Origin of the sequence: Motilimonas sp. 1_MG-2023 (genome assembly GCF_030547455.1) — a bacterium.
GTDB lineage: Bacteria > Pseudomonadota > Gammaproteobacteria > Enterobacterales > CBDFNC01 > Motilimonas.
On sequence record NZ_JAUOPX010000009.1, the window covers coordinates 46,178 to 69,203 of the forward strand.

Here is a 23,026-nt window from a genome sequence, read left to right on the forward strand (position 1 = left end):
ATGTTTGGCCACTTTGAGGCTCGTTTCTGATGGCTATTTGAAGGAGAGCTTCACGCTACTAGTTTGATTTTTGTGTGGCGATTGGCTCTGGCTTGTGGCCGGATTGCATATCGCACTTCGTCAGTTGCTTCGGCGACGTAAACATTAGGTTACGAATATATGTTTGATCGCTTCATTGTATTTTTTGCCCTTTTTATAGGAGTGTTTCCATTGCATGCTTCAAATAAAGTTTTCCCGCCTGTACCAGACTGGAGACCAAATTTTACTGCTGAGGCTGCAATGATATTAGAGCAACTGGTGTTTTATACCAATGATCAAAAGGATATGGTGCAATTTAGCAATGGTACGCTGGTGCTGCTGCCTGATAGGTTATCTGATACAGCTGCTTATGATTATGCATTAAAGGTGTTGTCGGATATTTACAATTATCATCCTGATATGAAGCCGATTGCGATGAAAGATGGGAATATTGTCGTGCAATATAATCATCCCGCGGTCAATGTTGTGTTGACAGGTTTCACAGCAAAGCACATGGATGAAATTCGACAGTTACACCTGAATGGGCTCGTGACGGATGAAGTTTTAATCACGCCATTGGGGAATAACATTTTCGATGACTTTGGCATGCAAGCTTTATACGGCAGAGCTTTGATGTTTATGGATGCACAAGATCCTGTGATTATTCGTCTGTATCGTCATGCAAAAGCAAATCAATAATGGTAAGCAAATTGGCAGCTACACCGCCTAAAACCATTGTTCCTGCGGTGGTTGCGTAATATAAACGCGATGATGGCTTTGTTTGCGGGGCTAAATAGTCTATCCGAGTGTGATGGGCCAAGTAGCAACACTAGCAATGTTTTTGAGTTGCTTTTAGTCACTCGTTAGTAAGGCGCGTAATGCGGCATAACCAAATGTTACATTCAAAATAGGAAATAAAATGTTTAAAAAAACGTTAGTTTTATCTTTGGGGCTGCTGGTTTCAAGCTTAGCGAATGCCAATGTTGATGAAACATGTGCGGAAGCTGGCGCTAGATTGAATAAGGTGATTGATGATTGGAATACTTCGGTATTGGACTATTCAACTCCTGAAAAGAATCCTTCGGTTATTGCCATGTATAAGGATTACAAGGACGGCACCCTAGAAGATAATTTTGTCGCGCAATGCAAAGAGAAGTGGGCGATGAATCAGGATATTTTTGAGTGTTTTTCGGGTGTGAGATCTGAAATGGGGGCTTCCATGTGCCGGGCTCCTGAGACCAATGCAAACGACTGGAAGTATTAGCCGTACTTGCGCAGGTCATTGAGTGTGCAGGCTGATTAGAATTCGCTTTTACCAGCTGCGTTATTAAACGATTGTTGTTAAAGGCGTTAACTGAAAGAAGAAAATAAAATTTGGCCTTAAATTAGTGAGCATCATTAATATTAAGTGCATCCGTATTCAACGGGCCTAGCCCGAACAAGGAGAAAGCATGGAAGAGGTAATGGAAGTCGCTATGGCAGAGCAAGCCTCAAGGTTTTCTAGGTTGGGTGCAGCTTAATCTTATTAATTTGTGCTGGATATTCGGCAAGCCTTCACGCTGTTTGCATGACTATATCGCGGGTACAAAGGTAGTAAGGGTCGCTAGCTAATTGCCGTGCTCGTCAGCGGCTTTTTACTTTATTAGCTTTAGGGGGAAATGATGACTAAAACAGAGCTAGGGTTTTATGTTCGATTAGCAATATTGCTTGTAGTAGTGATAGTTCATATTGCTGCCGATAGTGGCGCAAACTTTAGTGATGGGCTTCAAGAAATCTCTCCAAGCTATTGGATAGCCATCGTATATGGAGCTTATTTTGGCCTGTATGTCGTGACTTTAAGGTGTAAGGCATGCCATTCGCCCATAATTTACAAAGCGATAAACCCTGCACAATGGCGGCTTCCCAAATCGACTTGCAGTAATTGTGGCTCTGGTACCTAGCCTCATACGAGTAGTCTTTGTTGCGCCAAGGAAAATCGCCTACTCAATATATTACAGAGCTTTTGATCTCTCAGGCTGATCGAATAAGCAGTCTATGTAGAGGGCGCGGTGTTAATAGTCTTCATGTCTCCTGTCTTGCAAGGTGGTCATATTTCCCATCGAGTAGTAAAACAAACCTAAATCCGCATAAATGTGCGAGGAAACCAAGCAATATGAATTATTAGTTCTAGCCGCAATGACGCGATTTGAATCTCCAAACACTCAAGCCATTGACGCTGCCACGGGTATCTCTGAGCGAAAAGTGCAATCAGCCGCTAATGCATTAGTAAAAAATTTGGGTGAGATATTCAAAGAGATCGGTCTGTAGGCACTTGATATCTGAACTGTCAACTACCTGATTTTGCGAGGGTTAAGTCACGCATGTTTAGTACCTACTTTTAGTACCAACAGCTTACACACAAAATTACAGATAAAAAAAAGGCGTTAACTCAATGAGTTATCGCCTTTTCTATAGATTGGTGGGCTGGCGACACCTGAAACGGAGTGCTAAGTGGTTGTTTTTATTTGTTTGTGGCTATTTTGACTTTCACTGGTGGTACTTAGGGTGGTACTTAGGCTCAAAGTCACCTTAAAAATAACCCCCCGAAACACCGTCTTAATTGCTGCTCACTGAGCCGCCAATATTCAGATTCTAGTGCTGAAATTGCTTCACGTCTTTCTATAAATTTTTTCCATCTCATGTATTTGGGCTTGGCAAAATAGTATGACGACTCAATCAAGTTGTAAATGTCAGGCTGATAGCCCCACAGGGCTAACCTAAGTTTTCTTATACGCCTTGCTAGTCTACTTTGCTTGGTTTCGCTTTGGCTCGCATAGTGAAGCTTTAAGCAAGCCCTACAGGCATAACCGTTTTTAAAGCGGTAAAGGTGTTGTCGCCTTTCCTGACAATATGGGCAGCTTATGTATAGTTTGTTGCTGGCGCTGCTGCTACACGTTAACAAGGCGATTTCTAGGGGCTTTTTACCTTCGCCTTTGTTGATTCGCATATACCTAACGCCTGTTGATGTCTCACACAGTTCAAACGGTGTGCGCTCTGCGCCTTGCTCAGTGGTGATGGTGAATTGGTATTGCCCAAGGGGCTTTTCGGTTAAGCCTTTAAAGGTGTGGGCGTATAGCTTTCTGTATTCACTGGTGTAGCGTCTGAATTGTGATCGTCCGAAATGAAAACCTGTTGGCATTAGTGCGCACCATTGATAAACCCGTCACCATTATACCCCGTTGCGCTTAATACGAAAAACAGGGTGAATATTAGGTTTTCTTAGGTTTGATTCGGCTTGTGCCATAGTCTTTAGTTTGGGGTGGGCGGTTTCCTTTGCTTCTTACTTTGGCAAGGTATGAAATACGCCATACAGCACGCTGTATTGATGCCTCACAATCACGCTTTAAATTGTAATAGCAGTTCTTAGGGGTGTATTCGGAGCCTTGTAGGTGGTTTTCCCATACGCCTTTTACTTTGATCAGTATCTCGTGCGGGTGGCGTACCTTGTGGCCGTCTAGTATCAGGGCGTAGTGGTAATGCTGCTGTTTAGCCGTTTCCATCTCACGACACCAGATAAAACCAATACGCTTGAGGGCATATTGACGCTTTAGCCATTTAAACAAGATTCGGTTAAACCTGCTTACTATTGCGTTGGTGCTGGTGTATTCATACAAGCGCAGATCAAAGCGAATCAGGTGAACTTTACTGTGATGGTTTAGCATAGTATCAACTTGGTTAATCATGCTTTTAGCCATGTGTGAATACATGCCACTGTATTTACCGTTAACCCAAAATACCTTGTTGTTTACTTCAAGATATCGGGTTTTCATAATGTAAGACATAAGACTATCTAAGGGATATTATTAATTACCTAGCCGTCTGTTAGTAACTACTATCACTATTATGCTTTGCTATCTCTAAGGCTGGTTCTTGATGGTTGAAATTAAACGGGGTCAAAAACCTGTAAATGGCGATTGTTAATGCCTTTTTAAGATTAACGCTAAGGTCTTGCTGATAGTGACTACTAACTAAATGCAAAATACAAAATTGTATGGCTCGGTAATTGAGGTTATGATTTAACAGCTGGTGGCGCGGTCGCCAAACTACAACCACCAGCTAGCATACTAAGTCGCTTTGAAATTAACCTTTCCTAGCGGCTTTTTCTTGCCAGTAAAGAGCTATTTGATCTGGCATCATAAACGCATTAATAACTGGACGAGGCAGTATTTTTTTCGCTTCAGGACAGTATGATGGAGCTTTGGGATCTTCAAATTGATAGCCCTTCTTTTTTAATACTGATGTGTGATTGTGTAAATGGCCAATGCCTATATAGCGGGTTTGCCATGTATTTAGCTTTACCCCGCTTAACATGACAGAAAGGCAATAGCTCAATTCACTTTGGTAGCTCTTAGGCTCAGGTAGGCCAAGCTCTAAGCATTTATCTTTGTTGATCATAGCTCGTTCCCCCTTAACCTTTGATGCTGCGATTAGTGACAATCTCGGTAACTAAGCCTTTTAATTGCGGCTCAGAATAACCCGCGATCATGGCTTGTATAACCTTGTCACATTCGCACTCAACAAAGCCGACAGCACGAGCGCCTAAGCTAATTGGCAAAGGGAATAACCCTGCCTTGATACGGTTGTATAGGGTACTTTTAGAAAAGCCTGTTTTGGCTAATACTTCGGGTCTGCGGATGATTTTGTAAACTTTTGGTTGCTTCATAATATTTCCTCAATTGAGCATCAATGCCTCATAGGTATTATTATGAATCTAGAAGGTATAGCTAAGGGTTTAAGACTCGTTGTTCCCTCCTATTCCAAGTGTTGATTGATTTGGGAAATAGTTATTTCTTGGTGTTGTTTTTTTAATGTATGAAAGATGTTTTCAAAGGTAAGCAAACCTGCGCCTTTAGCCCAATTAGAATTCTCCACTTTATTGAATTCCTTTCTGATATCTTCTTTACAGAAATGTTTGCCCACTTCGGCTTGAGCTTTTGTTTTTCCTGTCCCATTAAGCATTAGAACATTGACAATAATCCACCATTTCTTTTGGTCATTTTCGAGTTTTGGACTCGTTTTCTTTATTGATATAGGTAGTTCTGTCTCTTTAATTACCCAATTAAACATTGCTTTAAAGTCTGAGTTCGAGTCCTTCCAGCAAGAATCATCACAAGTTAAAAGGCGGTTTTTGCTTTCTATGTGTTTCTTGCTGTCAGGCCGTTTAGAGTCTTTAGTTGGCTTTACATATTCTGAAACCTTTATAATCTCTCTAGCTAAAAATATGAAAGCATCAGCTTTCCAAATGTCTTGAGATTGATTTGTTGCTGTTAGTAGGCCTTTATTTGTATGCCAAAATTCAATCTTGTTCACAACCATTAATATGAGTTTGAATAGGTTTGCTTCCGTGCCGTGCTCGCACCAATAATCACTTTGCTCAAACAATTTCAACTCAAGGTTATATTGCTTTTCAAAAAGCTGGGCAACACTTATGAGTAATGAGTCAAGCCAACTTACTAATTCCGCTTTAGTTCTAAATCGAAAGCCGTTGTTTTTCATAAGGACACCACATTAGAAAGGTTTAAATCTATGCCACTTTGCTGAGGTGAAGCGGCTATAGTTTTACTCCACCAATCCATCATCACCCGCCTACGCTCAAAGTAATCAGAACGATTGTAAGCCCTTCTAACCTCGTTTTTATCTACATGGGCAAGGGCGGCTTCAACCACATCAGCATCAAAGCCGTGTTGGTTTAGCGTGGTACTGGCAAGGGCGCGTAGGCCATGTGCGACTAGGCGCTTTTCATAACCCATGCGCTTTAGTGCCATGTTGGCGGTTTGTTCATTTATGTGTTTTTTCGGGTCGCGGTCTGCGGGGAATACATGCTCTCGGTGGCCGCTTATGGGCTTGAGCATTTCCAGTATGGCGATGGTTTGATCGGTTAGTGGCACTAGGTGCTCACGCTTTTTCTTCATGCGCTCGGCTGGAATTGCCCATACTCGATTATCTAAATCTATTTCACTCCACTTTGTGCCAGCGGCTTCACTGGGGCGCACCATCGTATGTAATTGCCATTCAATTAGGCAACGGGTCACGATTTTAATGCTGGCATAGCTAATGTCTTTGACCAGTTCGGGCAAATCATCAGGGGAGATCGTTGCCATGTTTTGCTTACTGGGCTTTTGAAATGCGGAGCGAATACCTGATAAGGGGTTAGCGCGTAACAAGCCTGTATTAACCGCAAAGGTCATTATCTCGTTTAACCGTTGCCCAAGCCGTTTAACGGTTTCAAGGCTACCTTTAGCCGCGATGGGTTTGAGTACATCAATGGTTAAAGGCGCGCTGACTTTGCTAATGGGGAGCTTGCCAAGTGAGGGTATCAGATGAAGCTCAATTGAACGCCATATGTCTTTGGCGTGATCTTCACTGATTTGGGTTTGCTTAATTTCAAACCAGTTGGCCGCGATATGAGCAAAGGTATTCAAGGCGGCTTCACTGTGCTGGCGCGCTTGTTCTTCTTTGTGCTCTTTGGGGTCAATGTCTTGCTTTAATAATTTTCGGAAGTCATTACGCTTTTTTCGCGCATCAGCAAGGCTAACTTCGGGATATGAGCCTAAGCCTAAATTAGTTCGTTGTTTGGTGAATGGCTTTTGATAGCGAAAAACCCAACGCTTTGAATCTGACGACCTGACTCTAAGCTCTAACCCATCACCATCGGGTAGGGTGTACTCTTTGTCTTTGGTCTTGGCTTGTTTGATTTGTGTATCGGTAAGCGGTGTGACTATCTTTGGCATGTTGTACCACCAATTTGAACGAAATAGGCCTTGTGGTACTTCTTATGGTACATAAAAAGATGAATTTTAAAAACTCTCTTTAAACCTAGTGGGAATGAAAAACTCATCAGAATGCTGATTTTTAAGGGTTTTTAGGCACAAAAAAAGACGCTCGAAAGCGTCTTTAATCGTGTAAGTGGTGGAGCTGGCGGGAGTTGAACCCGCGTCCGAAAAACCTACATCCTCGGTACTACATGCTTAGTTAGTCTTTTAGTTAACCACCGCAACTCCGACTAACAGGATTTGAAATGGCGAGCCTGATACTATTTCGCGGTTCAGCCTCAGACAAGCTTCCCTCGCTATTCTATGTAGATGACCTTCCTGAACCCTGCCCATAGAAGAGACCTGGGAGGAAGGCTAGCTAGCCTAAGCTGCTAGAGCGTAGTTATCGTCGTTTGCAACTATAACTTTTGCGGCTTTTTTACGAGGCCAGCCGCACCTCGGCATGCACCTTGGGTTTCGTGAATCTCGTCGAATCCTAAATCAGCCCCAAGTTGTTACAGGCAGTTTACAAGAAACTGTCACATCTAGAAAGCACTATCTTACTTTATGTTTCATTGTGCGTTCTTTTTGTACTTGCCACTCGCGATCTTTAATGTCGGCACGCTTGTCGTGGTCTTTTTTACCTTTAGCCAAGGATATTTCAAGCTTGACCCAGTTTTGCTTCCAGTACATTGCGGTTGCAACAAGGGTGTAACCTTGTCTTTCAACTTTACCAATGAGGGTTTCTAGCTCTTTGCGCTTAAGTAATAAACGACGGCTGCGCATGGGTTCACAAACCACATGAGTAGAAGCTTTATCAAGAGGAACGATGGTCGCTGCTAACAAAAAAGCTTCGCCATTTTTTAAGAAGACGTAGCTATCAGCGATGTTTGCTTTACCTGCGCGTAGAGATTTTACTTCCCAACCTTGCAGTTCAAGACCGGCTTCCATTTTACTTTCTAAATGAAATTCATGACGCGCCTTTTTGTTAAGGGCGATGGTATTTGAGCCGGATTTTGTTTTTGAGTTCTTTTTAGCCATAGCTGCGTATTATATTCTATTCGGCTGGTATGAGAAAGCAGTAGCATAAATGAAAAAGGTGAAATAAAGGAGTGTTATGGTGTCATATTGGGGTATTTATTTGATGTTAAGATAGTAAAGAGCATTATTTTGCGTTTTTGTTGAATGCTATTTTGTATTTGATGGAAAAAATCGCCGATTTTGTTTTATTGTCGGGTAAAATAGTTTTTTTGTGTTGAGAGCAGTGGAAATGGCACAGATTTCAAAATCGGCACTGGTGATGTTTAGTGCCACTGAAATGTTTGATTTAGTTAATGATGTTAATGCGTATCCCGAGTTTCTTCCGGGCTGTTCAGGCAGTGCTGTGTTGGCACACTCCGATAATTTGATGCGCGCATCAGTTAATGTTGCTAAGGCTGGCATTAAAAAAACATTCACTACCGAGAATATTTTGGTGCCTAGCGAGCGCATTATTATGCAGTTGGTTGATGGCCCATTTAAGCATCTTCGCGGTGGTTGGACCTTTACTCCCCTTGACGATAAGGCTTGTAAAGTGGCGCTGGATTTAGAATTTGAATTCAGTAGTAAATTGGTTGAAGTGGCATTTGGCCGAGTATTCCACGATTTATGCCACGCTATGATTAAAGCCTTCACTGAGCGAGCCAAAGAGGTATATCGTGTCTGAACTGACAATTAAGGTTGAAGTCGCTTATGCAACGCCCGAAAAACAAAAAATTATTGCTTTGAATGTTGAAAAAGGGCTAACCATTAAAGAGTGTATTTTGCGCTCTCATATCCACCATGTCTTCCCTGAGATCGATGTTGATAAGGCCAAGGTAGGGATTTTTAGTCGTCCGGCTAAGCTCACGGATGAAGTTCAAAACCTTGATCGAATTGAGATATACCGTCCTTTAATTGCTGATCCTAAAGAAATGCGTAAGTTACGCGCGCAGCGCGCGAAGGAAGAAGGCCGGGCTGATAAAACCACTGGTGGACGAGTGACTCCGCGTGGTAATACAGAAAAATAAGTTTAGTCATTTTACTTATTAAAAAAGCGAGCTAGGCTCGCTTTTTTAATACTGAATGTTACTCAGCTGTGTACTTAACTAGGTTTTTTAATTTGTTAAGCTTTGGTCGCTAAATTTTTCAGTGATTGCTGGGTCGCCTGAAACACGAATAAGCTTTTCATTGCCAAACACTAGCTCCATTTGCGATTGTTCTAATTTTTCACCGCCGGGCTTGAAATAATATAGGTAGTACCATTTATTACTATCAAATGTGTCGATCAGCATCGGAGAGCCCATAACATAGCTAACTTGCTCTTTAGTCATGCCTAGACTGAGTTTATCGATTTGCTCCGCCTCAACGAAATTGCCTTGAGCAACGTCAATTTGGAATACGATCTTGTCATAGATAGCAGAGCAGCCGCTAAGAGAAAGTGAGAATGCTGCAGCAGCGATAAGGCTTTTTAGTCGCATAGATCCGTTTCATTAAGGTGAATATCAGCGGCAAATCATACCCAGTCTGGTGCTGGAAGTAAAAACTTGCCGTGATTATTTTCATTATCTAGCGCAAATTTATTGAATTTATCGCGCTTATTTCTTGGTTTAGGCTTATATGTGGGCTACTGAATTAATAACTCTTGTGCGTTGGCTAGGGTTTTTTCGGTAATGGCGTCGCCACCTAATAGCCTTGCTAGCTCTTCTAGTCTTTGCTCAGGTTTGAGTGCATGCATTGATGTTTGTGTGCTGGTGCCATCGGTTTCTTTGCTGACAAACATTTGTTGATGGCCGTGGCCTGCGACTTGCGGTAGATGAGTGACACAAAATACCTGAGTGGTTTCACCTAGTTTTCGCAATAGCTTGCCAACCACTGAGGCGGTTGCGCCACTGATGCCGACGTCAACTTCATCAAAAATCATGGTTGGAGTTGAGGCTTTTTGCGAAGTGATCACTTGTAGCGCTAAGCTGATGCGTGACAATTCGCCTCCCGAGGCAACTTTACCTATGCTCTGCAAGGGTTGGCCGGGGTTTGTGGTGACGCTGTAGTTTACGGTATCTATGCCCATTGATGTTATTTCTGCATTTTCATCGGCGAGCACATCAATTAAAAATTGCCCTGACGGCATGCTTAATTGGTGCATGCTTTCACTGATTTTTTGGCTAAGTTCTTCGGCATAGCGTTGGCGACTTTGGCTCAGCTTTTTGGCCTCTTCTAGGTAGCTGGCACGTACATTCGCCAGTTCTTTTTCTAGCTGGGCCGCTCGCTCTTCTGAGTTTGAGATACCGTCGAGTTCTTTTGCTAACTCTTGATGCTTTTTACATAGCTCTTCTGGTGGTACTTGATGCTTGCGGGCAAGCTGCATAGCCTGGCTTAAGCGGTTGTCTAGGTAGTTAAATTGCTCAGGATCCATTTCTAAGCTTTCACAATAATTTCTGAGTTGCGAGCTGGCTTCTTCAACTTGAATGATGGCTTCTTGTAGTATGCTGGTGATTTCAGATAAAGCAGGATCATTATCTGCTTGGCTTTCTACGCGGTTTGCCGACATTTGCAGTAAGCTGAGTGCGTTCACTTCATCGTTTTCATAAAGGATGTCTAGCCCTGCTTGGCATTGTTCCATTAGGGTTCCGCTATTTGCTAACTTTTTGTGTTCTTGCTCAATTTCTTCAAATTCATTAGGTTGCAGTGCAAACTCGTCAAGCTCTTGTACTTGATACTCTAATAGTTGTTTACGGGCTTCGTTTTCAGCTTGTTGTTGCTGTAGATGGCGCAGCTCTTTATTCAGAAACTGCCAACCTTGATAGTTGTCTTTAACTTTGCGTAATAGAGCCTTATGGCCGGCATAACCGTCCAGTAATTGCATTTGCACATCTGGACGAAGCAAGGTTTGATGTGCATGTTGGCCGTGAATGTGTACTAACAATTGGCCTAGGTTTTTAAGCTGGGAAAGCGGAACGGGAATGCCATTGATATAGCCACGCGATCGGCCCTCATGGGTCACTGTGCGGCGTAAAATACAGTCGTTTTCGTTTTCTAGCTCGTTGTCTTGTAGCCAACGTTGTGCGGCTGGGATGTGCTGTAAGGAAAATCGTGCAATGATCTCAGCTTTTTTTGCGCCGGGGCGCACCATATGGGCATCGGCGCGGTCGCCTAAGCAAAGGCCTAAGGCATCAATGGCGATGGATTTACCGGCACCTGTTTCGCCAGTAATGCTGGTCATGCCACCAGAAAGCTCTAATTCTAAAAACTTTACAATCGCAAAGTTGGTTACGGTTAGCTGAGTTAACATATACAAAATCCATTCAATACAAATACTGTATAAAAAAGCAGTATAAACTGTTTTTTTATACAGTAAAGTGTCTGAGTGAATTTTATTCTCTAAAAATAAACAGGGTGACCATATTTGTAATATTGGTCACATGGCGCTTGTTGCTTAAAAGGGTTTCTTTTCCCAGCCCAGCTTTTGTTGCAATACACTGAAGTAGCTGTAGTTACTGGGGTGAACCAGCTTTAATTTATGGGAATGTTTTTTGATCACCACTTCATCACCTGGCTCGACAGGCAGCGTAACATGGCCATCGCAGCTAACTTGCATGGCTGCTTGGTTATGAGGTGAGACGACTAAACGTACATGTGAGTTTGCATCAAGCACAATAGGGCGACTGCTTAAGGTGTGTGGAAACATCGGCACTAGGGTGATGGCGTCAAGATTTGGCGTTAAAATTGGGCCGCCACCTGAGAGTGAATAGGCCGTTGAGCCTGTTGGCGTTGACACTATCATGCCATCGGCACGTTGGTGCAGCATAAAGCTGCCATTGACGTACACTTCAAATTCAATCATGTGGGCGATTTTGTCTGGGTGCAACACGGCTTCATTCACCGCTGTTTGCCGGCTTTGTGGTACTCCTTTGCGAAATACTTCTGCTTCTAATAAAAAGCGGTATTCGGTTTGGTAGTTGCCCTGTAATACTTGATTGAGTGGCTCTTCAAATTCATCAGGGTCTAAATCCGTTAAAAAACCGAGGTTGCCACGGTTAACGCCGATCACCGCCACGTCGTGTTGTGACAAAATTCGCGCCGCGCCAAGCATGTTGCCGTCGCCACCAACCACTATCGCCAAATCGACATGAAGCCCCAAGGTGTCAACATCCATCGCTTCGCTATCTACAATATCAAGTTCAGCCGCTACCAAGGTTTCAATAATGACCCGATAGCCTCTTTGCTTCAAATAATGGTGCAGGGCTTTTAAGGTTTGATTTGCACCTAAATGATTAGGTTTACCAATTAAGCCGATGGAGTTAAATTTTACCGTCATCTAGTCAACTTTCTATTGGGTTGGGCACGTTTAGTGGTGCTAATTAAACAATAATGAAAGGGCTTGCTTAATCTAGCAAGGGTTTTCTTTTCAGCAAGGTTGAAACTGCTAGAGTGATCCCCATAATAAGGGGCAATGTGTTTTAGTTAATATCTCAATGGAGTAAACATGAGCAGCGAAGATAAAAACCTATCACCAGAAGAGCAAGCCGTGGACGTTGAACAAGTCGCCCAAGAAGGTGAAGTTCTGGCAGCCGATGCTGCAGACGCTGTGGAAGGTGAGTTTGAAACAGGTGAAGATGCGCGTATCGCTGAGTTAGAGAAAAAGCTAGCCGCAGCTGAAGAAAAAATTGCCGAACAAAAAGATTCAGTGGTCCGTGCTGCCGCTGAAGTGCAAAACATCCGTAGCCGTACCGCTAAAGATGTAGAAAAAGCACATAAGTTTGCGTTGGATAAATTTGCTGCTGAACTATTACCTGTTATCGATAACATGGAACTGGCATTGAGTCATGCTGACCATGAAAACGACGATCTTAAGCCAATGATTGAAGGGGTTGAATTAACCCTTAAGGCGATGCTGAGTTCTGTTGAGAAATTCGGTGTTGTTGCGATAGATCCTAAAGACGCCCCGTTTGATCCAGAAAAGCATCAAGCCATGAGTATGCAAGAAATCCCGGGCGTGCCTGCTAATACTGTGATTGCAGTGATGCAAAAAGGGTATGAGTTAAACGGCCGTGTGATTCGTCCGGCAATGGTAATGGTATCAAAAGGCGCTGCCGCGCCAAGCTCTGTTGATACCCAAGCTTAATTGTTAAATCTAAGCTGAAACCGTTTCTATAAATCGATGCCAGTAATTCCTTTGGGTTACTGGCATTTTTTTGTTTACGCTATCCCTAATGCAAGCCGTTATCATTTGCAAGGTCATTGCGGCTAGTTTGCGGGCAAGTTAGCTAAAAAAAGGTGTCAAAACGGTTTTTTCTCACTCTATATCGGAAATATTTTCAATTTTTTTTCATTTCCCCCTTGAAGCGCTTTTTCACAACCCCATATAGAGTGCATAGACGGAACAGCACGAAGCAAAATTGCTCTTGCTACCTTCCACAGTGAACATAAATTATTATTGGAGATTGCCTAATGGGTAAAATTATTGGTATTGACTTAGGTACAACAAACTCTTGTGTTGCGATCCTAGACGGTGACACGGCTAAAATTATTGAGAACGCTGAAGGTCATCGTACTACTCCGTCAATCATTGCTTACGCAGAAGACGGCGAAACATTAGTAGGTCAACCTGCAAAACGTCAATCTGTAACCAACCCAGAGAACACCTTATTCGCAATCAAGCGTCTAATTGGTCGTCGTTTTGAAGATGAAGAAGTTCAGCGTGACATTAAAATCATGCCTTACAAAATCATCAAAGCTGACAACGGTGATGCATGGGTATCTGCTCGTGGTAAAAACATGGCGCCACCACAAGTGTCTGCTGAAATCTTGAAAAAGATGAAGAAAACGGCAGAAGACTACTTAGGTGAGAAGGTAACTGAAGCGGTAATTACCGTACCAGCTTACTTCAATGACTCACAACGCCAAGCAACTAAAGATGCAGGCCGTATCGCAGGTCTAGACGTTAAACGTATTATCAACGAGCCAACAGCGGCAGCGTTTGCATACGGTGTTAACACAGCGAAAGGCGACAGCGTTGTTGCAGTTTACGATTTAGGTGGTGGTACATTCGATATCTCTATCATTGAAATTGATGAAGTAGATGGTGAGAAAACATTCGAAGTACTTGCAACTAACGGTGACACGCACTTAGGTGGTGAAGATTTCGATAACCGCGTAATTAACTACTTAGTATCTGAGTTTAAGAAAGATCAAGGCTTTGACTTAACAACTGATCCACTTGCAATGCAACGTCTAAAAGAAGGTGCTGAAAAAGCGAAAATCGAGCTTTCTTCTGCGCAACAAACAGATGTTAACTTGCCATACATCACAGCTGATGCATCAGGTCCTAAACACCTTAACATCAAGCTAACTCGCTCTAAGTTAGAGTCGCTAGTTGAAGACATGGTTGAAGCAACCCTTGAGCCGCTACGTATTGCGCTACAAGATGCTGACTTATCAGTAAGCGACATCAACGACGTGATTCTAGTGGGTGGTCAAACACGTATGCCACTGGTACAGAAGAAAGTGTCTGAGTTCTTCGGTAAAGAAGCGCGTAAAGACGTTAACCCTGATGAAGCAGTAGCGATGGGCGCAGCGATTCAAGGCGGCGTACTATCAGGTGACAAAACTGACGTATTACTACTAGACGTTACACCACTTTCTCTAGGTATTGAGACAATGGGTGGCGTAATGACTAAGGTTGTTGATAAAAACACCACGATCCCAACTAAGGGTTCACAAGTGTTCTCAACCGCTGATGACAACCAAAGTGCGGTAACTGTTCACGTACTTCAAGGTGAGCGTAAGCGTGCCGGTGACAACAAATCTCTAGGTCAATTTAACCTAGAAGGTATTCGTCCTGCGCAACGTGGTGTGCCACAAATCGAAGTAACCTTCGACCTAGATGCTGATGGTATCTTACACGTATCGGCGAAAGACAAAGATACAGGTAAAGAGCAGAAGATTACTATCCAAGCAAGCTCAGGTTTGTCTGATGATGAAATCAACAAGATGGTTGCTGAAGCAGAAGCGAACGCAGAATCTGATAAGAAATTTGAAGAGTTAGTACAAACGCGTAACCAAGCAGATGGCATGGTTCACGCAACACGCAAGCAAGTTGAAGAAGCGGGCGATGCACTCGGTGCGGAAGATAAAGAGAAAATCGAAGCCGCTGTGACTGAACTTGAAGAAGCTGCACGTGGTGAAGACAAAGAAGCCATTGAAGCAAAAACTCAAGCGTTAATGGAAGCTTCACAAAAGCTAATGGAAATTGCTCAGCAAAAAGCGCAAGCAGAGCAAGGCCAAGGTGGCGAGCAAGCTGAACAAGGTGGTCAGGCTAAGCAAGATGACGATGTTGTTGATGCTGAATTTGAAGAAGTAAAAGACGACAAGAAGTAATTAACTTTATAATGAGTTAGTTATTGCGGGTGTTGGGTAACCAACACCCGTGTGTGTTTCCAGCGACGTATCAAAGAAGTAATAGTGAATCATGTCTAAACGCGATTATTATGAAGTACTCGGCCTTGGCAGAGATGCCAACGAGAAGGACGTAAAAAAAGCCTACAAACGTCTGGCGATGAAGTTTCACCCTGATAGAACTAAGGGTGACAAAGATTCGGAAGATAAGTTTAAAGAGGTTAAAGAAGCCTACGAAGTGCTAAGCGATCCTCAGAAAAAAGCGGCCTACGACCAATTTGGCCACGCAGGTGTGGATCCAAATCGCGGTGGTGGCGGTGGTCATCAAGATTTCGGCGATATTTTCGGTGATGTTTTTGGTGATATCTTCGGTGGTGGTGGCCGTCGTGGTGGTCAGCAACGCCCACAACGTGGTTCTGACTTGCGCTACAATATGGAACTTACCCTAGAAGAAGCGGTAAGAGGTATTTCCAAAGAAATCAAAATTCCAAGTTTAGTGCATTGTGAGCAATGTAATGGCTCTGGTGCCAAAGCAGGCACCCAAGCAAGTACTTGTGGTACTTGTCATGGTCAAGGCCAAGTGCAAATGCGCCAAGGCTTTTTTGCAGTGCAACAGGCTTGTCCTACTTGTCGCGGCAAAGGCAAAATCATTAAAGATCCATGTAGCAAATGTCATGGTGAAGGTCGTTACGAGCGCACCAAAACCTTATCCGTTAAAATTCCTGCGGGTGTTGATACTGGCGATCGTATTCGCCTATCTGGCGAAGGTGAAGCGGGTGAAAGTGGCGCACCAGCTGGTGACTTATACGTACAAGTGCATGTTAAAGAACATGAAATATTTGTCCGTGATGGCAGCAACTTATATTGTGAGGTGCCAATCGGCTTTGTTGAGGCTGCATTGGGTGGTGAAATTGAAGTACCTACCCTTGATGGTCGAGTGAAGTTGAAGATACCTGCTGAAACGCAAACTGGCAAAATGTTCCGTATGCGTGGTAAAGGGGTTAAATCGGTACGCGGTGGTGTAGTGGGTGATTTATTGTGTAAGGCTTATGTCGAAACGCCAATCAAATTATCTGATGAGCAAAAAGACTTGTTAATGCAGTTTAACGAGACACTGAAAGGCTCAAAGGGCAACAAACACAAGCCGAAAGAAGAAGGCTTTTTTGCGGGCGTGAAAAAGTTTTTTGATGATTTGACCAAGTAGTCTTTCATTTTATCGAGAAAATGCCACTTAGCTGTGGCATTTTTTTTGTCTGAATTTCGATTTATCTAGGCTGTTAACTAGGTAAAAAGTTGTTAATTTTTTACATAAAAAACCAATATTGGGCTTTAAGGGGTGTTTATTTGTGTAATAAGACAACAAATGTGATTTTTTAGCCCTTAAATTGGCGCAAGTCACTTTTTTTTTTTTACAGATTAATACAATGGCAATATTTTAGTCTGGCCAATATTGCAGTAGCATCGCATCGTTTTTCCCCGATGGCCACAAGACGATCGAATTGAATCAGGAGTGATATATGTTATATGGATTTGACCTAGGTGGAACCAAGATAGAGTTCTCGGTCTACGATCAGCAATTGAATTTACTTTCTAATCAACGTGTCGCTACGCCTGCGAATGATTACGAAGCTTTTTTGAACATTTTTGCTGGTATGGTAAAGCAAGCTGATAAAGAATTTGGTTGTCGCGGTATGGTTGGAATTGGTTTTCCTGGTGCTATTAATACCGCTAATGATACGCTAATTTGTGCCAACTTACCGGGTATGAATGGTAAGCCGCTGCGTCATGATTTAGAAAAACTCATTGATCGCCGCGTTGCGCTGCAAAACGATGCTAACTGTTTTTTGATTTCAGAGTGTTACGGTGGCTCTGCTGATGGCTGTCAAAATGTATTAGGTGTCACACTGGGAACTGGTGTTGGCGGCGCACTGTTTGTAAATGGCGACGTGGTGAATGGGTTAAACTTCTTTGCTGGTGAAATTGGTCATTACTGTATTCCTGCAACGATGACAGAGAAGTACCCCGACCTACCGCTATTTATTAGTGGATTAGGTCATGCCGGTTCGTTTGAAACTTATGCATCAGGTACTGGCTTAGGTAACATCTATAACCATTTTGCTGACCAGCCTGCTAAGGGCCCTGAGATTCTGGAACTGTACCGCAGCGGTGATGCGGTTGCGGTGAAAGCGGTGGATATTTACCTTGAGGTACTTGCCGCGGGTTTATCAACATCAATCATGGTACTTGATCCTGAAGCTATCGTATTTGGCGGTGGCTTAGCTGCTTTTGAAGAAATATCCCCCGAATTAGAAAAGCGTTTACCCGCTAAGTTGATCCCAAATGTACGCCTGCCAAAGCTTTGCCAAGCTAAATTTGGCGGTGCTGGGGGCGTGCGCGGTGCTGCGTTACTTAATTATCGTAAATAAAAGTTAAACATCTTTCATAAATGACATTTTATGGCGTTGCGCACACGTTTTTTTGCATAACTTTAGTATGCTGTTAACGGCGATATGGATAGTCGAAATCAAACAAAGGGCCGTTGCGGCCCTTTTTTTTAAACTTAATTTTGAAGCGTTAAGGTTGAATAATGAAGGTAGAAGTCTGTATTGATAATTTTGAGTCGTTGCAAATAGCGCAGCGAGCTGGCGCCAGTCGTATAGAGTTGTGTAGTGCGTTAGCTTTAGGCGGGATCACGCCGAATATGGGCTTTATTCAGCAAGCAGTTAAGTTTGCACAGATCCCTATTTATGTGATGATCCGCCCACGTGCGGGCGATTTTTATTACAGTGAGGATGAGTTAGAAATCATGCTCAAGGATATTTACAACGCGAGAATTGCCGGCGCTCAAGGTGTGGTGTTTGGTGTGTTAGACAAACAAGCTAATGTTGATCGCCAAGTGCTAAAAGCGTTAATGGAACAAGCGGGGCAAATGGGGGTTACCTTTCACCGTGCCATAGACTTAGCGGGTAATTATGAAGCCGCTTTAGACACCATTATTGAGGCCGGATGTGAGCGCATTCTTACTTCAGGCCAAGCGAATAATGCACTTAATGGGGTGAGTGTTATTCAAAAAATGGTACGGCAAGTCGGCACTCGCTTATCTGTGATGCCGGGTGCAGGTATCAATGCTGATAATGTGGCTGAAATTGTGGCCTTAACAGGGGTTAGTGAAGTGCATCTTTCGGGCAAAGCATCGCGACCTAGTTATATGAATTTGCCAAGTTCAGTGGCAAAAATGGGCGCAATGGATGACTTCAACCTAGGCATCACTGGTGAGGACAATATCAAGTCCGTCTGCCAAATATTGAATGTACCTGCGGCGCAATAATCATTTATACCTAACAACTTCAGCATGCCGAATTTTGAACCTTTAATTACCTTCAGTTTCAGGAGAAAGGTGAAATAAATTCTTGCGAAATAGGCACCTTGAAATTAGTTAGCTATCTGCAGTCTTAAGATAGGTGAGCTAAGGTCGAAAAGTGAGATGAGATTTGTTAGACTGCTCCTTTTTAAACAATCTGGAATAGATAATGTCTGAAAACAAATTCGCTTCAACAGAAGCAAAAGTAAGCTACGGTATTGGTCGTCAACTAGGTGAGCAACTTGCTGCAAACCCATTCGATGGTTTAGTTGTGACAGCTGTACAAGAAGGCTTAGCAGATGCATTCTCTGGTCTTGAAAGCCAAGTTGAAGAGTCTGCATTACACGAAGCATTCCAGATCATTGCTGCTGAAATTCAAGCTAAGCAAGCTGAGCAAGGTAAAGAGCTAGCAGCGGCTGGCGAAGCATTTTTAGCTGAAAATGCTAAACGTGAAGGTGTAGTTGTAACGGCATCTGGCTTACAGTACGAAATCATCAATGCTGGTGAAGGCGAAAAACCAACAGCTGATTCTACTGTTCGTACTCATTACCACGGTCAACTTGTTGACGGCACGGTATTTGATAGCTCAGTACAACGTGGTGAACCAGCTGAATTCCCAGTAGGCGGTGTTATTGCTGGCTGGACTGAGGCATTACAACTTATGCCTGTTGGTGCAAAATACAAGCTATACATTCCACACGGCTTAGCTTACGGCGAGCGCGGTGCGGGTAATGCTATTGCACCTTTCTCTGCACTTGTATTTGAAGTAGAGCTACTAGAAATCGTTGCTTAATTGTTACGGTAAGTAGTTACTAAACAAAACCTGGCTTCGGCTAGGTTTTTTTATGCTTAGCGTTTATCAATAAAAAGCCCTGCAATGCAGGGCTTGATAAGGTTTGGTTAGTTTGGGCTAATTATAGCTTTTTCCAAACACCCCATTCTCCACCTTTACCAGGCTCATCACCTTGAGTCCACCACTTAGCTTCATATGTTGCGCCATTGTGGCTTACTTGCATTTTTCCTGTGTACACTTTACTTGCATCCCAAGCTGGAATACCAGGCACTGGCGTTGGCTCAGCAGTTGGTACAGGCGTTGGCTCAGCAGTTGGCACTGGCGTTGGCTCAGCGGTTGGCACTGGCGTTGGCTCAGCAGTCGGTACTGGCGTTGGCTCAGCAGTTGGCACTGGCGTTGGCTCAGCGGTTGGCACTGGCGTTGGCTCAGCAGTTGGCACTGGCGTTGGCTCAGCAGTTGGTACTGGCGTTGGCTCAGTTGTTACTACTTCTTCCCAAGGTCCCCACTGTGCTGTACCTGGCTCTTGGCCTTGGTTCCACCACTTAGATCTCCAGTTTTTGCCATTATGGCCAACAATTGCACCTTTTTCATAGCTTAAGCCTGACTCCCATGCTTTAGCTGTCGGCTCGCCACCTTTTTTCTTATCAATTTTGAAAGATAGGGTACGGCCTTCAATAGTGTAAACGCTGTTTGTTGTCGCGTCTTTCACTGGAGCAATGTTACCGTTAGCGTCAGCTACGCCAACTTTAGCGAGTTGAGATTGCGCATTAATTGCAACGGCTAAATCATAAGCCCATTGTTCTGGCGCAGTATTGGCTGCAGTAATGTCGAGACGAATCGTTTCTGCATCGCTAAAGTTTTCATCAAACAGACGGAAAACAACATAATCACCAGCAACTAGTTCAGTATTTGCAATAAGGTGTCCTGCATTTTGCCAACCTAAAATAGGCTGAACAAAGTCAACATCAATACAGGTGTAGAATGCTTCTGGGCTGTCGGCACGTTGCCAAACATTATAGATAACGTGTTTGCCTTCGCGATCAGGTAGAGGACAAGTCATCTTGTAGCGTTTGTTTGGCTCAAGTGGAACTTCACCGCCTAGGCGACAAAACTCTTCAAGATCGCTCCATTTTAAAGGCTCTAATGGATTGTAACCTGGCTTAGTGACGTAAAAAATCCAGTCTTTGGTGCGATGAGGGGCTGGCTCTCCGTTAAAAATAAATTCGTAATTGCCATTTTCATCAGCATGTATAGGCGTTGCTGACCAGTCATTACGAACGAGATCTAGGCCATCATAATAGCTGTTACCGCCACTACATAGTTTGCCATCTGGAACTACTGCTAGATGGTCGCTGTTAGCACCGCCTTGAGCGACACCGCTCCAATCGTAAAAAGTCGATTTACCACTGACTTTAGATGCGGCTAAACAGGCTTCGTCTTGTAGATTTTCAATGTCACCTTGAGCACAGTTGTAAACGCGGCTTAAGGGCTTTTCCATGCTGCCGTGGGCAAGCACAGTTGAAGGGGTAAGTATTGCGCCAAGGGCAGCAATAATAGATGCACTTAGCATCCCTTTGTTAAATTTCATAACTATATCCTTTAGTTACGGTAAATTGAGAAAGGTTATTTATAAATACCATCAGGCCAGGGTGGCTAACCTTAGCCTCGGCTTATTGGCTAAATAAACCGAATAGATATTTTCGGTTTTTATGGTATGTCTGTAAACATTTTGTTTCAATTATGTGTGTTTTTTGCGCGATAGGTCGAAATCTATCGCAATGCAAACAAAAAAATAGCGGTGTTTTTATAGTCGATCTATTTTGCTGTGCGCAATTTTTAGGTAAACTGCGCAAAAATTGATTTAGATCAAAAACGGAGAGCACACTGTGAGCAACGGAAATTTTAAAGAAGTATACAATATTAAGCATTTTTTAGGTTTTATCTTAGCATTAGGAATCCCAACTCTTCCTATGTCTTTAACTCTAATTAATATGTTTTCTTAATATCCCGTTGTGACAGTTAGCGAGGATCGAATTTTAAGGCGCTTAGGCGCCTTTTTTTGTGTCCGAAATTCACATTAATTAGCGTTAAAAGGGCTTAATTGCTCTAGCTTTATTGTTAAAAATAACGCTTTTGTATAGAAAAACGCTTCTAAGCTTAATAATTTAAACTTTTGTCTGTTTTTATGCCTTGCTTTTATGCATAAAAATGCATCTCTTGCTGGGTTTTATTATATCCTTTTTATCGTTCTAGCACGTGACTAAAGGGGGGGGTTCCTATTATTGTGTTGATATATGCTGGTTTTTTAGAGCAATCATCTATTCTTTGATGGCTATTTGAATTTCTATAAATAAGCTTAAATTTCATTAGCCATGAAGGCCATTAATCTGTAAAATGCGCGCAATTTGCCAAATTTTATCACTGACAAGTAAATCCGTGTTTTTACATGGTTGTCTTTGAGTAAGTTTTTGTTTTTTATTGTTATTTTTGCTTTTATGGAGGTCATCTTGAGTAATTCCGCCATACTGGTCCTAGAAGATGGGACAGTATTTAAGGGCGTGTCTATCGGCGCCGAAGGTAGCTCAGTGGGTGAAGTTGTTTTTAATACTTCGATGACAGGTTATCAAGAGATCCTTACCGATCCTTCTTATGCCCGTCAAATCGTCACTTTGACTTACCCTCACATTGGTAACACTGGTACTAATGATGAAGATGAAGAATCCTCACAAATACACGCATGTGGCCTAGTCATTCGCGACTTACCTTTATTAGCAAGCAACTTTCGCAACCAAGCTTCTTTAAGTGAATACTTAAGCAAGCGTGGTGTGGTTGGTATTGCTGATATCGACACTCGTAAGCTAACACGTATTTTACGAGAGAAAGGCGCGCAAGCGGGTTGTATCATGGCAGGCGAAAGCCTTGATGAGGCGAAAGCACTGGCTGAAGCGAAAGCTTTCCCTGGTCTGAAAGGCATGGATTTAGCAAAAGAAGTAACTTGTGACTCGGTACATGAGTGGAAACAAGGTAGCTGGACGCTAACCGGTGGTTTACCAGCTGATGCGACTGATAGCCGTTTCCATGTGGTTGCATATGACTTTGGCGCCAAACGCAACATTTTGCGTATGCTTGTTGACCGCGGTTGTCGTCTTACTGTTGTGCCTGCGCAAACGCCAGCCAAAGATGTATTAGCAATGAACCCTGATGGCGTGTTCTTATCAAATGGCCCTGGTGACCCTGAGCCATGTACTTACGCCATTGAAGCAATTAAAGAAATTTTAACCACTGAGATTCCGGTATTTGGTATCTGTTTAGGTCACCAATTATTGGCTCTAGCCAGTGGCGCAAAAACAATAAAAATGAAATTTGGCCATCACGGTGCTAACCACCCAGTTAAAGACCAAGATCGTAATGTTGTGATGATCACCAGTCAAAACCACGGTTTTGCTGTGGAAGAGGCCGCATTACCAGATAACTTGCGTGCAACTCACAACTCATTGTTTGATGGTTCTTTACAAGGTATTCACCGTACAGATAAGCCTGCGTTTAGCTTCCAAGGTCACCCTGAAGCAAGCCCAGGCCCACATGATGCGGCACCATTGTTTGATCATTTCATTGAACTTATCGAAAAATATAAAGCGTAACTGAAAG

22 protein-coding genes and 1 other RNA gene are annotated in these 23,026 nt (G+C 43.1%); 11 read left to right on the plus strand and 12 right to left on the minus strand.

Features of this window, described 5'->3' with window-relative positions; genetic code table 11:
• The first annotated feature begins 159 nt into the window (after positions 1-159).
• A complete protein-coding gene (locus Q4519_RS06660) occupies positions 160-717 on the plus strand; it encodes a hypothetical protein (protein WP_303510971.1) in 558 nt (185 codons plus the stop codon).
• Positions 718-937: 220 nt separating this feature from the next.
• A complete protein-coding gene (locus Q4519_RS06665; RefSeq protein WP_303510973.1) occupies positions 938-1,282 on the plus strand; it encodes a hypothetical protein in 345 nt (114 codons plus the stop codon).
• Positions 1,283-2,581: 1,299 nt separating this feature from the next.
• Here Q4519_RS06665 and Q4519_RS06670 read toward each other — a convergent pair.
• From Q4519_RS06670 to smpB, 8 genes are all read right to left on the minus strand, one after another.
• Positions 2,582-3,196, minus strand: coding sequence for a hypothetical protein (locus Q4519_RS06670; protein ID WP_303510975.1), 615 nt, complete (start codon positions 3,194-3,196; stop codon positions 2,582-2,584).
• Between the two features lie 70 nt (positions 3,197-3,266).
• Complete coding sequence (locus tag Q4519_RS06675) at positions 3,267-3,839, minus strand: inovirus-type Gp2 protein (protein ID WP_303510978.1); 573 nt, start codon at positions 3,837-3,839, stop codon at positions 3,267-3,269.
• Between the two features lie 298 nt (positions 3,840-4,137).
• Positions 4,138-4,452 (minus strand): hypothetical protein, encoded by a 315-nt coding sequence (locus Q4519_RS06680; RefSeq protein ID WP_303510980.1) that lies wholly within the window; start codon positions 4,450-4,452, stop codon positions 4,138-4,140.
• A 13-nt stretch (positions 4,453-4,465) separates the two neighbouring features.
• Entirely contained in the window at positions 4,466-4,720 is a 255-nt protein-coding gene (locus Q4519_RS06685; protein WP_303510983.1) for an AlpA family transcriptional regulator, read from the minus strand.
• Positions 4,721-4,809: 89 nt separating this feature from the next.
• Positions 4,810-5,553, minus strand: coding sequence for a hypothetical protein (locus tag Q4519_RS06690; RefSeq protein ID WP_303510985.1), 744 nt, complete (start codon positions 5,551-5,553; stop codon positions 4,810-4,812).
• Entirely contained in the window at positions 5,550-6,788 is a 1,239-nt protein-coding gene (locus Q4519_RS06695) for an integrase domain-containing protein (RefSeq protein WP_303510987.1), read from the minus strand. The genes Q4519_RS06690 and Q4519_RS06695 overlap by 4 nt, the downstream gene beginning before the upstream one ends.
• A 176-nt stretch (positions 6,789-6,964) precedes the next feature.
• Positions 6,965-7,318, minus strand: a transfer-messenger RNA (tmRNA) gene (gene ssrA, locus Q4519_RS06700).
• A gap of 46 nt (positions 7,319-7,364) precedes the next feature.
• Complete coding sequence (smpB, locus tag Q4519_RS06705) at positions 7,365-7,850, minus strand: SsrA-binding protein SmpB (RefSeq protein WP_232803518.1); 486 nt, start codon at positions 7,848-7,850, stop codon at positions 7,365-7,367.
• A 229-nt stretch (positions 7,851-8,079) separates the two neighbouring features.
• Between smpB and Q4519_RS06710 the strand changes: the two genes are divergently transcribed.
• Positions 8,080-8,514, plus strand: a complete 435-nt coding sequence (locus Q4519_RS06710) for an SRPBCC family protein (RefSeq protein ID WP_232803519.1) — start codon at positions 8,080-8,082, stop codon at positions 8,512-8,514.
• Entirely contained in the window at positions 8,507-8,857 is a 351-nt protein-coding gene (locus Q4519_RS06715; protein ID WP_232803520.1) for an RnfH family protein, read from the plus strand. Before Q4519_RS06710 ends, Q4519_RS06715 begins: the two co-directional genes overlap by 8 nt.
• A gap of 87 nt (positions 8,858-8,944) precedes the next feature.
• Here the strand turns inward: Q4519_RS06715 and Q4519_RS06720 are convergent, their stop codons facing one another.
• From Q4519_RS06720 to nadK, 3 genes are all read right to left on the minus strand, one after another.
• Positions 8,945-9,307, minus strand: a complete 363-nt coding sequence (locus Q4519_RS06720) for an outer membrane protein assembly factor BamE (protein ID WP_232803521.1) — start codon at positions 9,305-9,307, stop codon at positions 8,945-8,947.
• A gap of 146 nt (positions 9,308-9,453) precedes the next feature.
• Positions 9,454-11,118 carry a DNA repair protein RecN gene (recN, locus tag Q4519_RS06725; RefSeq protein WP_232803522.1) on the minus strand — a complete coding sequence of 555 codons (1,665 nt, stop codon included), beginning with the start codon at positions 11,116-11,118 and terminating at the stop codon, positions 9,454-9,456.
• A gap of 144 nt (positions 11,119-11,262) precedes the next feature.
• Positions 11,263-12,144, minus strand: coding sequence for an NAD(+) kinase (gene nadK, locus Q4519_RS06730; RefSeq protein WP_232803523.1), 882 nt, complete (start codon positions 12,142-12,144; stop codon positions 11,263-11,265).
• A 168-nt stretch (positions 12,145-12,312) separates the two neighbouring features.
• On the opposite strand from nadK, the gene grpE reads away from it, so the two are divergent.
• The 6 genes from grpE to Q4519_RS06760 all read left to right on the plus strand — a co-directional run bounded on the left by grpE (position 12,313) and on the right by Q4519_RS06760 (position 19,378).
• Entirely contained in the window at positions 12,313-12,951 is a 639-nt protein-coding gene (grpE, locus tag Q4519_RS06735) for a nucleotide exchange factor GrpE (protein ID WP_232803524.1), read from the plus strand.
• 326 nt (positions 12,952-13,277) lie between these two features.
• A complete protein-coding gene (dnaK, locus tag Q4519_RS06740; RefSeq protein ID WP_303510995.1) occupies positions 13,278-15,206 on the plus strand; it encodes a molecular chaperone DnaK in 1,929 nt (642 codons plus the stop codon).
• A 91-nt stretch (positions 15,207-15,297) separates the two neighbouring features.
• Positions 15,298-16,428, plus strand: coding sequence for a molecular chaperone DnaJ (gene dnaJ, locus Q4519_RS06745; protein WP_232803526.1), 1,131 nt, complete (start codon positions 15,298-15,300; stop codon positions 16,426-16,428).
• A gap of 313 nt (positions 16,429-16,741) precedes the next feature.
• A complete protein-coding gene (locus Q4519_RS06750) occupies positions 16,742-17,650 on the plus strand; it encodes an ROK family protein (protein ID WP_303510999.1) in 909 nt (302 codons plus the stop codon).
• A gap of 161 nt (positions 17,651-17,811) precedes the next feature.
• Positions 17,812-18,552, plus strand: coding sequence for a copper homeostasis protein CutC (locus Q4519_RS06755; protein ID WP_303511002.1), 741 nt, complete (start codon positions 17,812-17,814; stop codon positions 18,550-18,552).
• A 202-nt stretch (positions 18,553-18,754) separates the two neighbouring features.
• Entirely contained in the window at positions 18,755-19,378 is a 624-nt protein-coding gene (locus Q4519_RS06760) for an FKBP-type peptidyl-prolyl cis-trans isomerase (RefSeq protein ID WP_232803529.1), read from the plus strand.
• 121 nt (positions 19,379-19,499) lie between these two features.
• On the opposite strand, the gene Q4519_RS06765 is transcribed toward Q4519_RS06760, so the two are convergent.
• Positions 19,500-20,966 carry a lytic polysaccharide monooxygenase gene (locus tag Q4519_RS06765; RefSeq protein ID WP_303511006.1) on the minus strand — a complete coding sequence of 489 codons (1,467 nt, stop codon included), beginning with the start codon at positions 20,964-20,966 and terminating at the stop codon, positions 19,500-19,502.
• A gap of 907 nt (positions 20,967-21,873) precedes the next feature.
• Here Q4519_RS06765 and carA point away from each other — a divergent pair.
• Complete coding sequence (carA, locus tag Q4519_RS06770; RefSeq protein ID WP_232803555.1) at positions 21,874-23,019, plus strand: glutamine-hydrolyzing carbamoyl-phosphate synthase small subunit; 1,146 nt, start codon at positions 21,874-21,876, stop codon at positions 23,017-23,019.
• Positions 23,020-23,026 lie beyond the last annotated feature (7 nt).

Excerpts from the sequence above, each read along its gene's own strand:
- Q4519_RS06685 (WP_303510983.1), bottom strand. The coding sequence starts at position 4,720 with ATGAAGCAACCAAAAGTTTACAAAATCATCCGCAGACCCGAAGTATTA.
- smpB (WP_232803518.1), bottom strand. The coding sequence starts at position 7,850 with ATGGCTAAAAAGAACTCAAAAACAAAATCCGGCTCAAATACCATCGCC.
- nadK (WP_232803523.1), bottom strand. The coding sequence starts at position 12,144 with ATGACGGTAAAATTTAACTCCATCGGCTTAATTGGTAAACCTAATCAT.
- dnaJ (WP_232803526.1), top strand. The coding sequence starts at position 15,298 with ATGTCTAAACGCGATTATTATGAAGTACTCGGCCTTGGCAGAGATGCC.
- Q4519_RS06710 (WP_232803519.1), top strand. The coding sequence starts at position 8,080 with ATGGCACAGATTTCAAAATCGGCACTGGTGATGTTTAGTGCCACTGAA.
- grpE (WP_232803524.1), top strand. The coding sequence starts at position 12,313 with ATGAGCAGCGAAGATAAAAACCTATCACCAGAAGAGCAAGCCGTGGAC.
- Q4519_RS06720 (WP_232803521.1), bottom strand. The coding sequence starts at position 9,307 with ATGCGACTAAAAAGCCTTATCGCTGCTGCAGCATTCTCACTTTCTCTT.
- Q4519_RS06765 (WP_303511006.1), bottom strand. The coding sequence starts at position 20,966 with ATGAAATTTAACAAAGGGATGCTAAGTGCATCTATTATTGCTGCCCTT.
- Q4519_RS06680 (WP_303510980.1), bottom strand. The coding sequence starts at position 4,452 with ATGATCAACAAAGATAAATGCTTAGAGCTTGGCCTACCTGAGCCTAAG.
- Q4519_RS06675 (WP_303510978.1), bottom strand. The coding sequence starts at position 3,839 with ATGTCTTACATTATGAAAACCCGATATCTTGAAGTAAACAACAAGGTA.
- recN (WP_232803522.1), bottom strand. The coding sequence starts at position 11,118 with ATGTTAACTCAGCTAACCGTAACCAACTTTGCGATTGTAAAGTTTTTA.
- Q4519_RS06695 (WP_303510987.1), bottom strand. The coding sequence starts at position 6,788 with ATGCCAAAGATAGTCACACCGCTTACCGATACACAAATCAAACAAGCC.
- Q4519_RS06660 (WP_303510971.1), top strand. The coding sequence starts at position 160 with ATGTTTGATCGCTTCATTGTATTTTTTGCCCTTTTTATAGGAGTGTTT.
- Q4519_RS06690 (WP_303510985.1), bottom strand. The coding sequence starts at position 5,553 with ATGAAAAACAACGGCTTTCGATTTAGAACTAAAGCGGAATTAGTAAGT.
- Q4519_RS06760 (WP_232803529.1), top strand. The coding sequence starts at position 18,755 with ATGTCTGAAAACAAATTCGCTTCAACAGAAGCAAAAGTAAGCTACGGT.
- Q4519_RS06755 (WP_303511002.1), top strand. The coding sequence starts at position 17,812 with ATGAAGGTAGAAGTCTGTATTGATAATTTTGAGTCGTTGCAAATAGCG.
- Q4519_RS06750 (WP_303510999.1), top strand. The coding sequence starts at position 16,742 with ATGTTATATGGATTTGACCTAGGTGGAACCAAGATAGAGTTCTCGGTC.
- Q4519_RS06665 (WP_303510973.1), top strand. The coding sequence starts at position 938 with ATGTTTAAAAAAACGTTAGTTTTATCTTTGGGGCTGCTGGTTTCAAGC.
- Q4519_RS06670 (WP_303510975.1), bottom strand. The coding sequence starts at position 3,196 with ATGCCAACAGGTTTTCATTTCGGACGATCACAATTCAGACGCTACACC.
- carA (WP_232803555.1), top strand. The coding sequence starts at position 21,874 with ATGGAGGTCATCTTGAGTAATTCCGCCATACTGGTCCTAGAAGATGGG.
- dnaK (WP_303510995.1), top strand. The coding sequence starts at position 13,278 with ATGGGTAAAATTATTGGTATTGACTTAGGTACAACAAACTCTTGTGTT.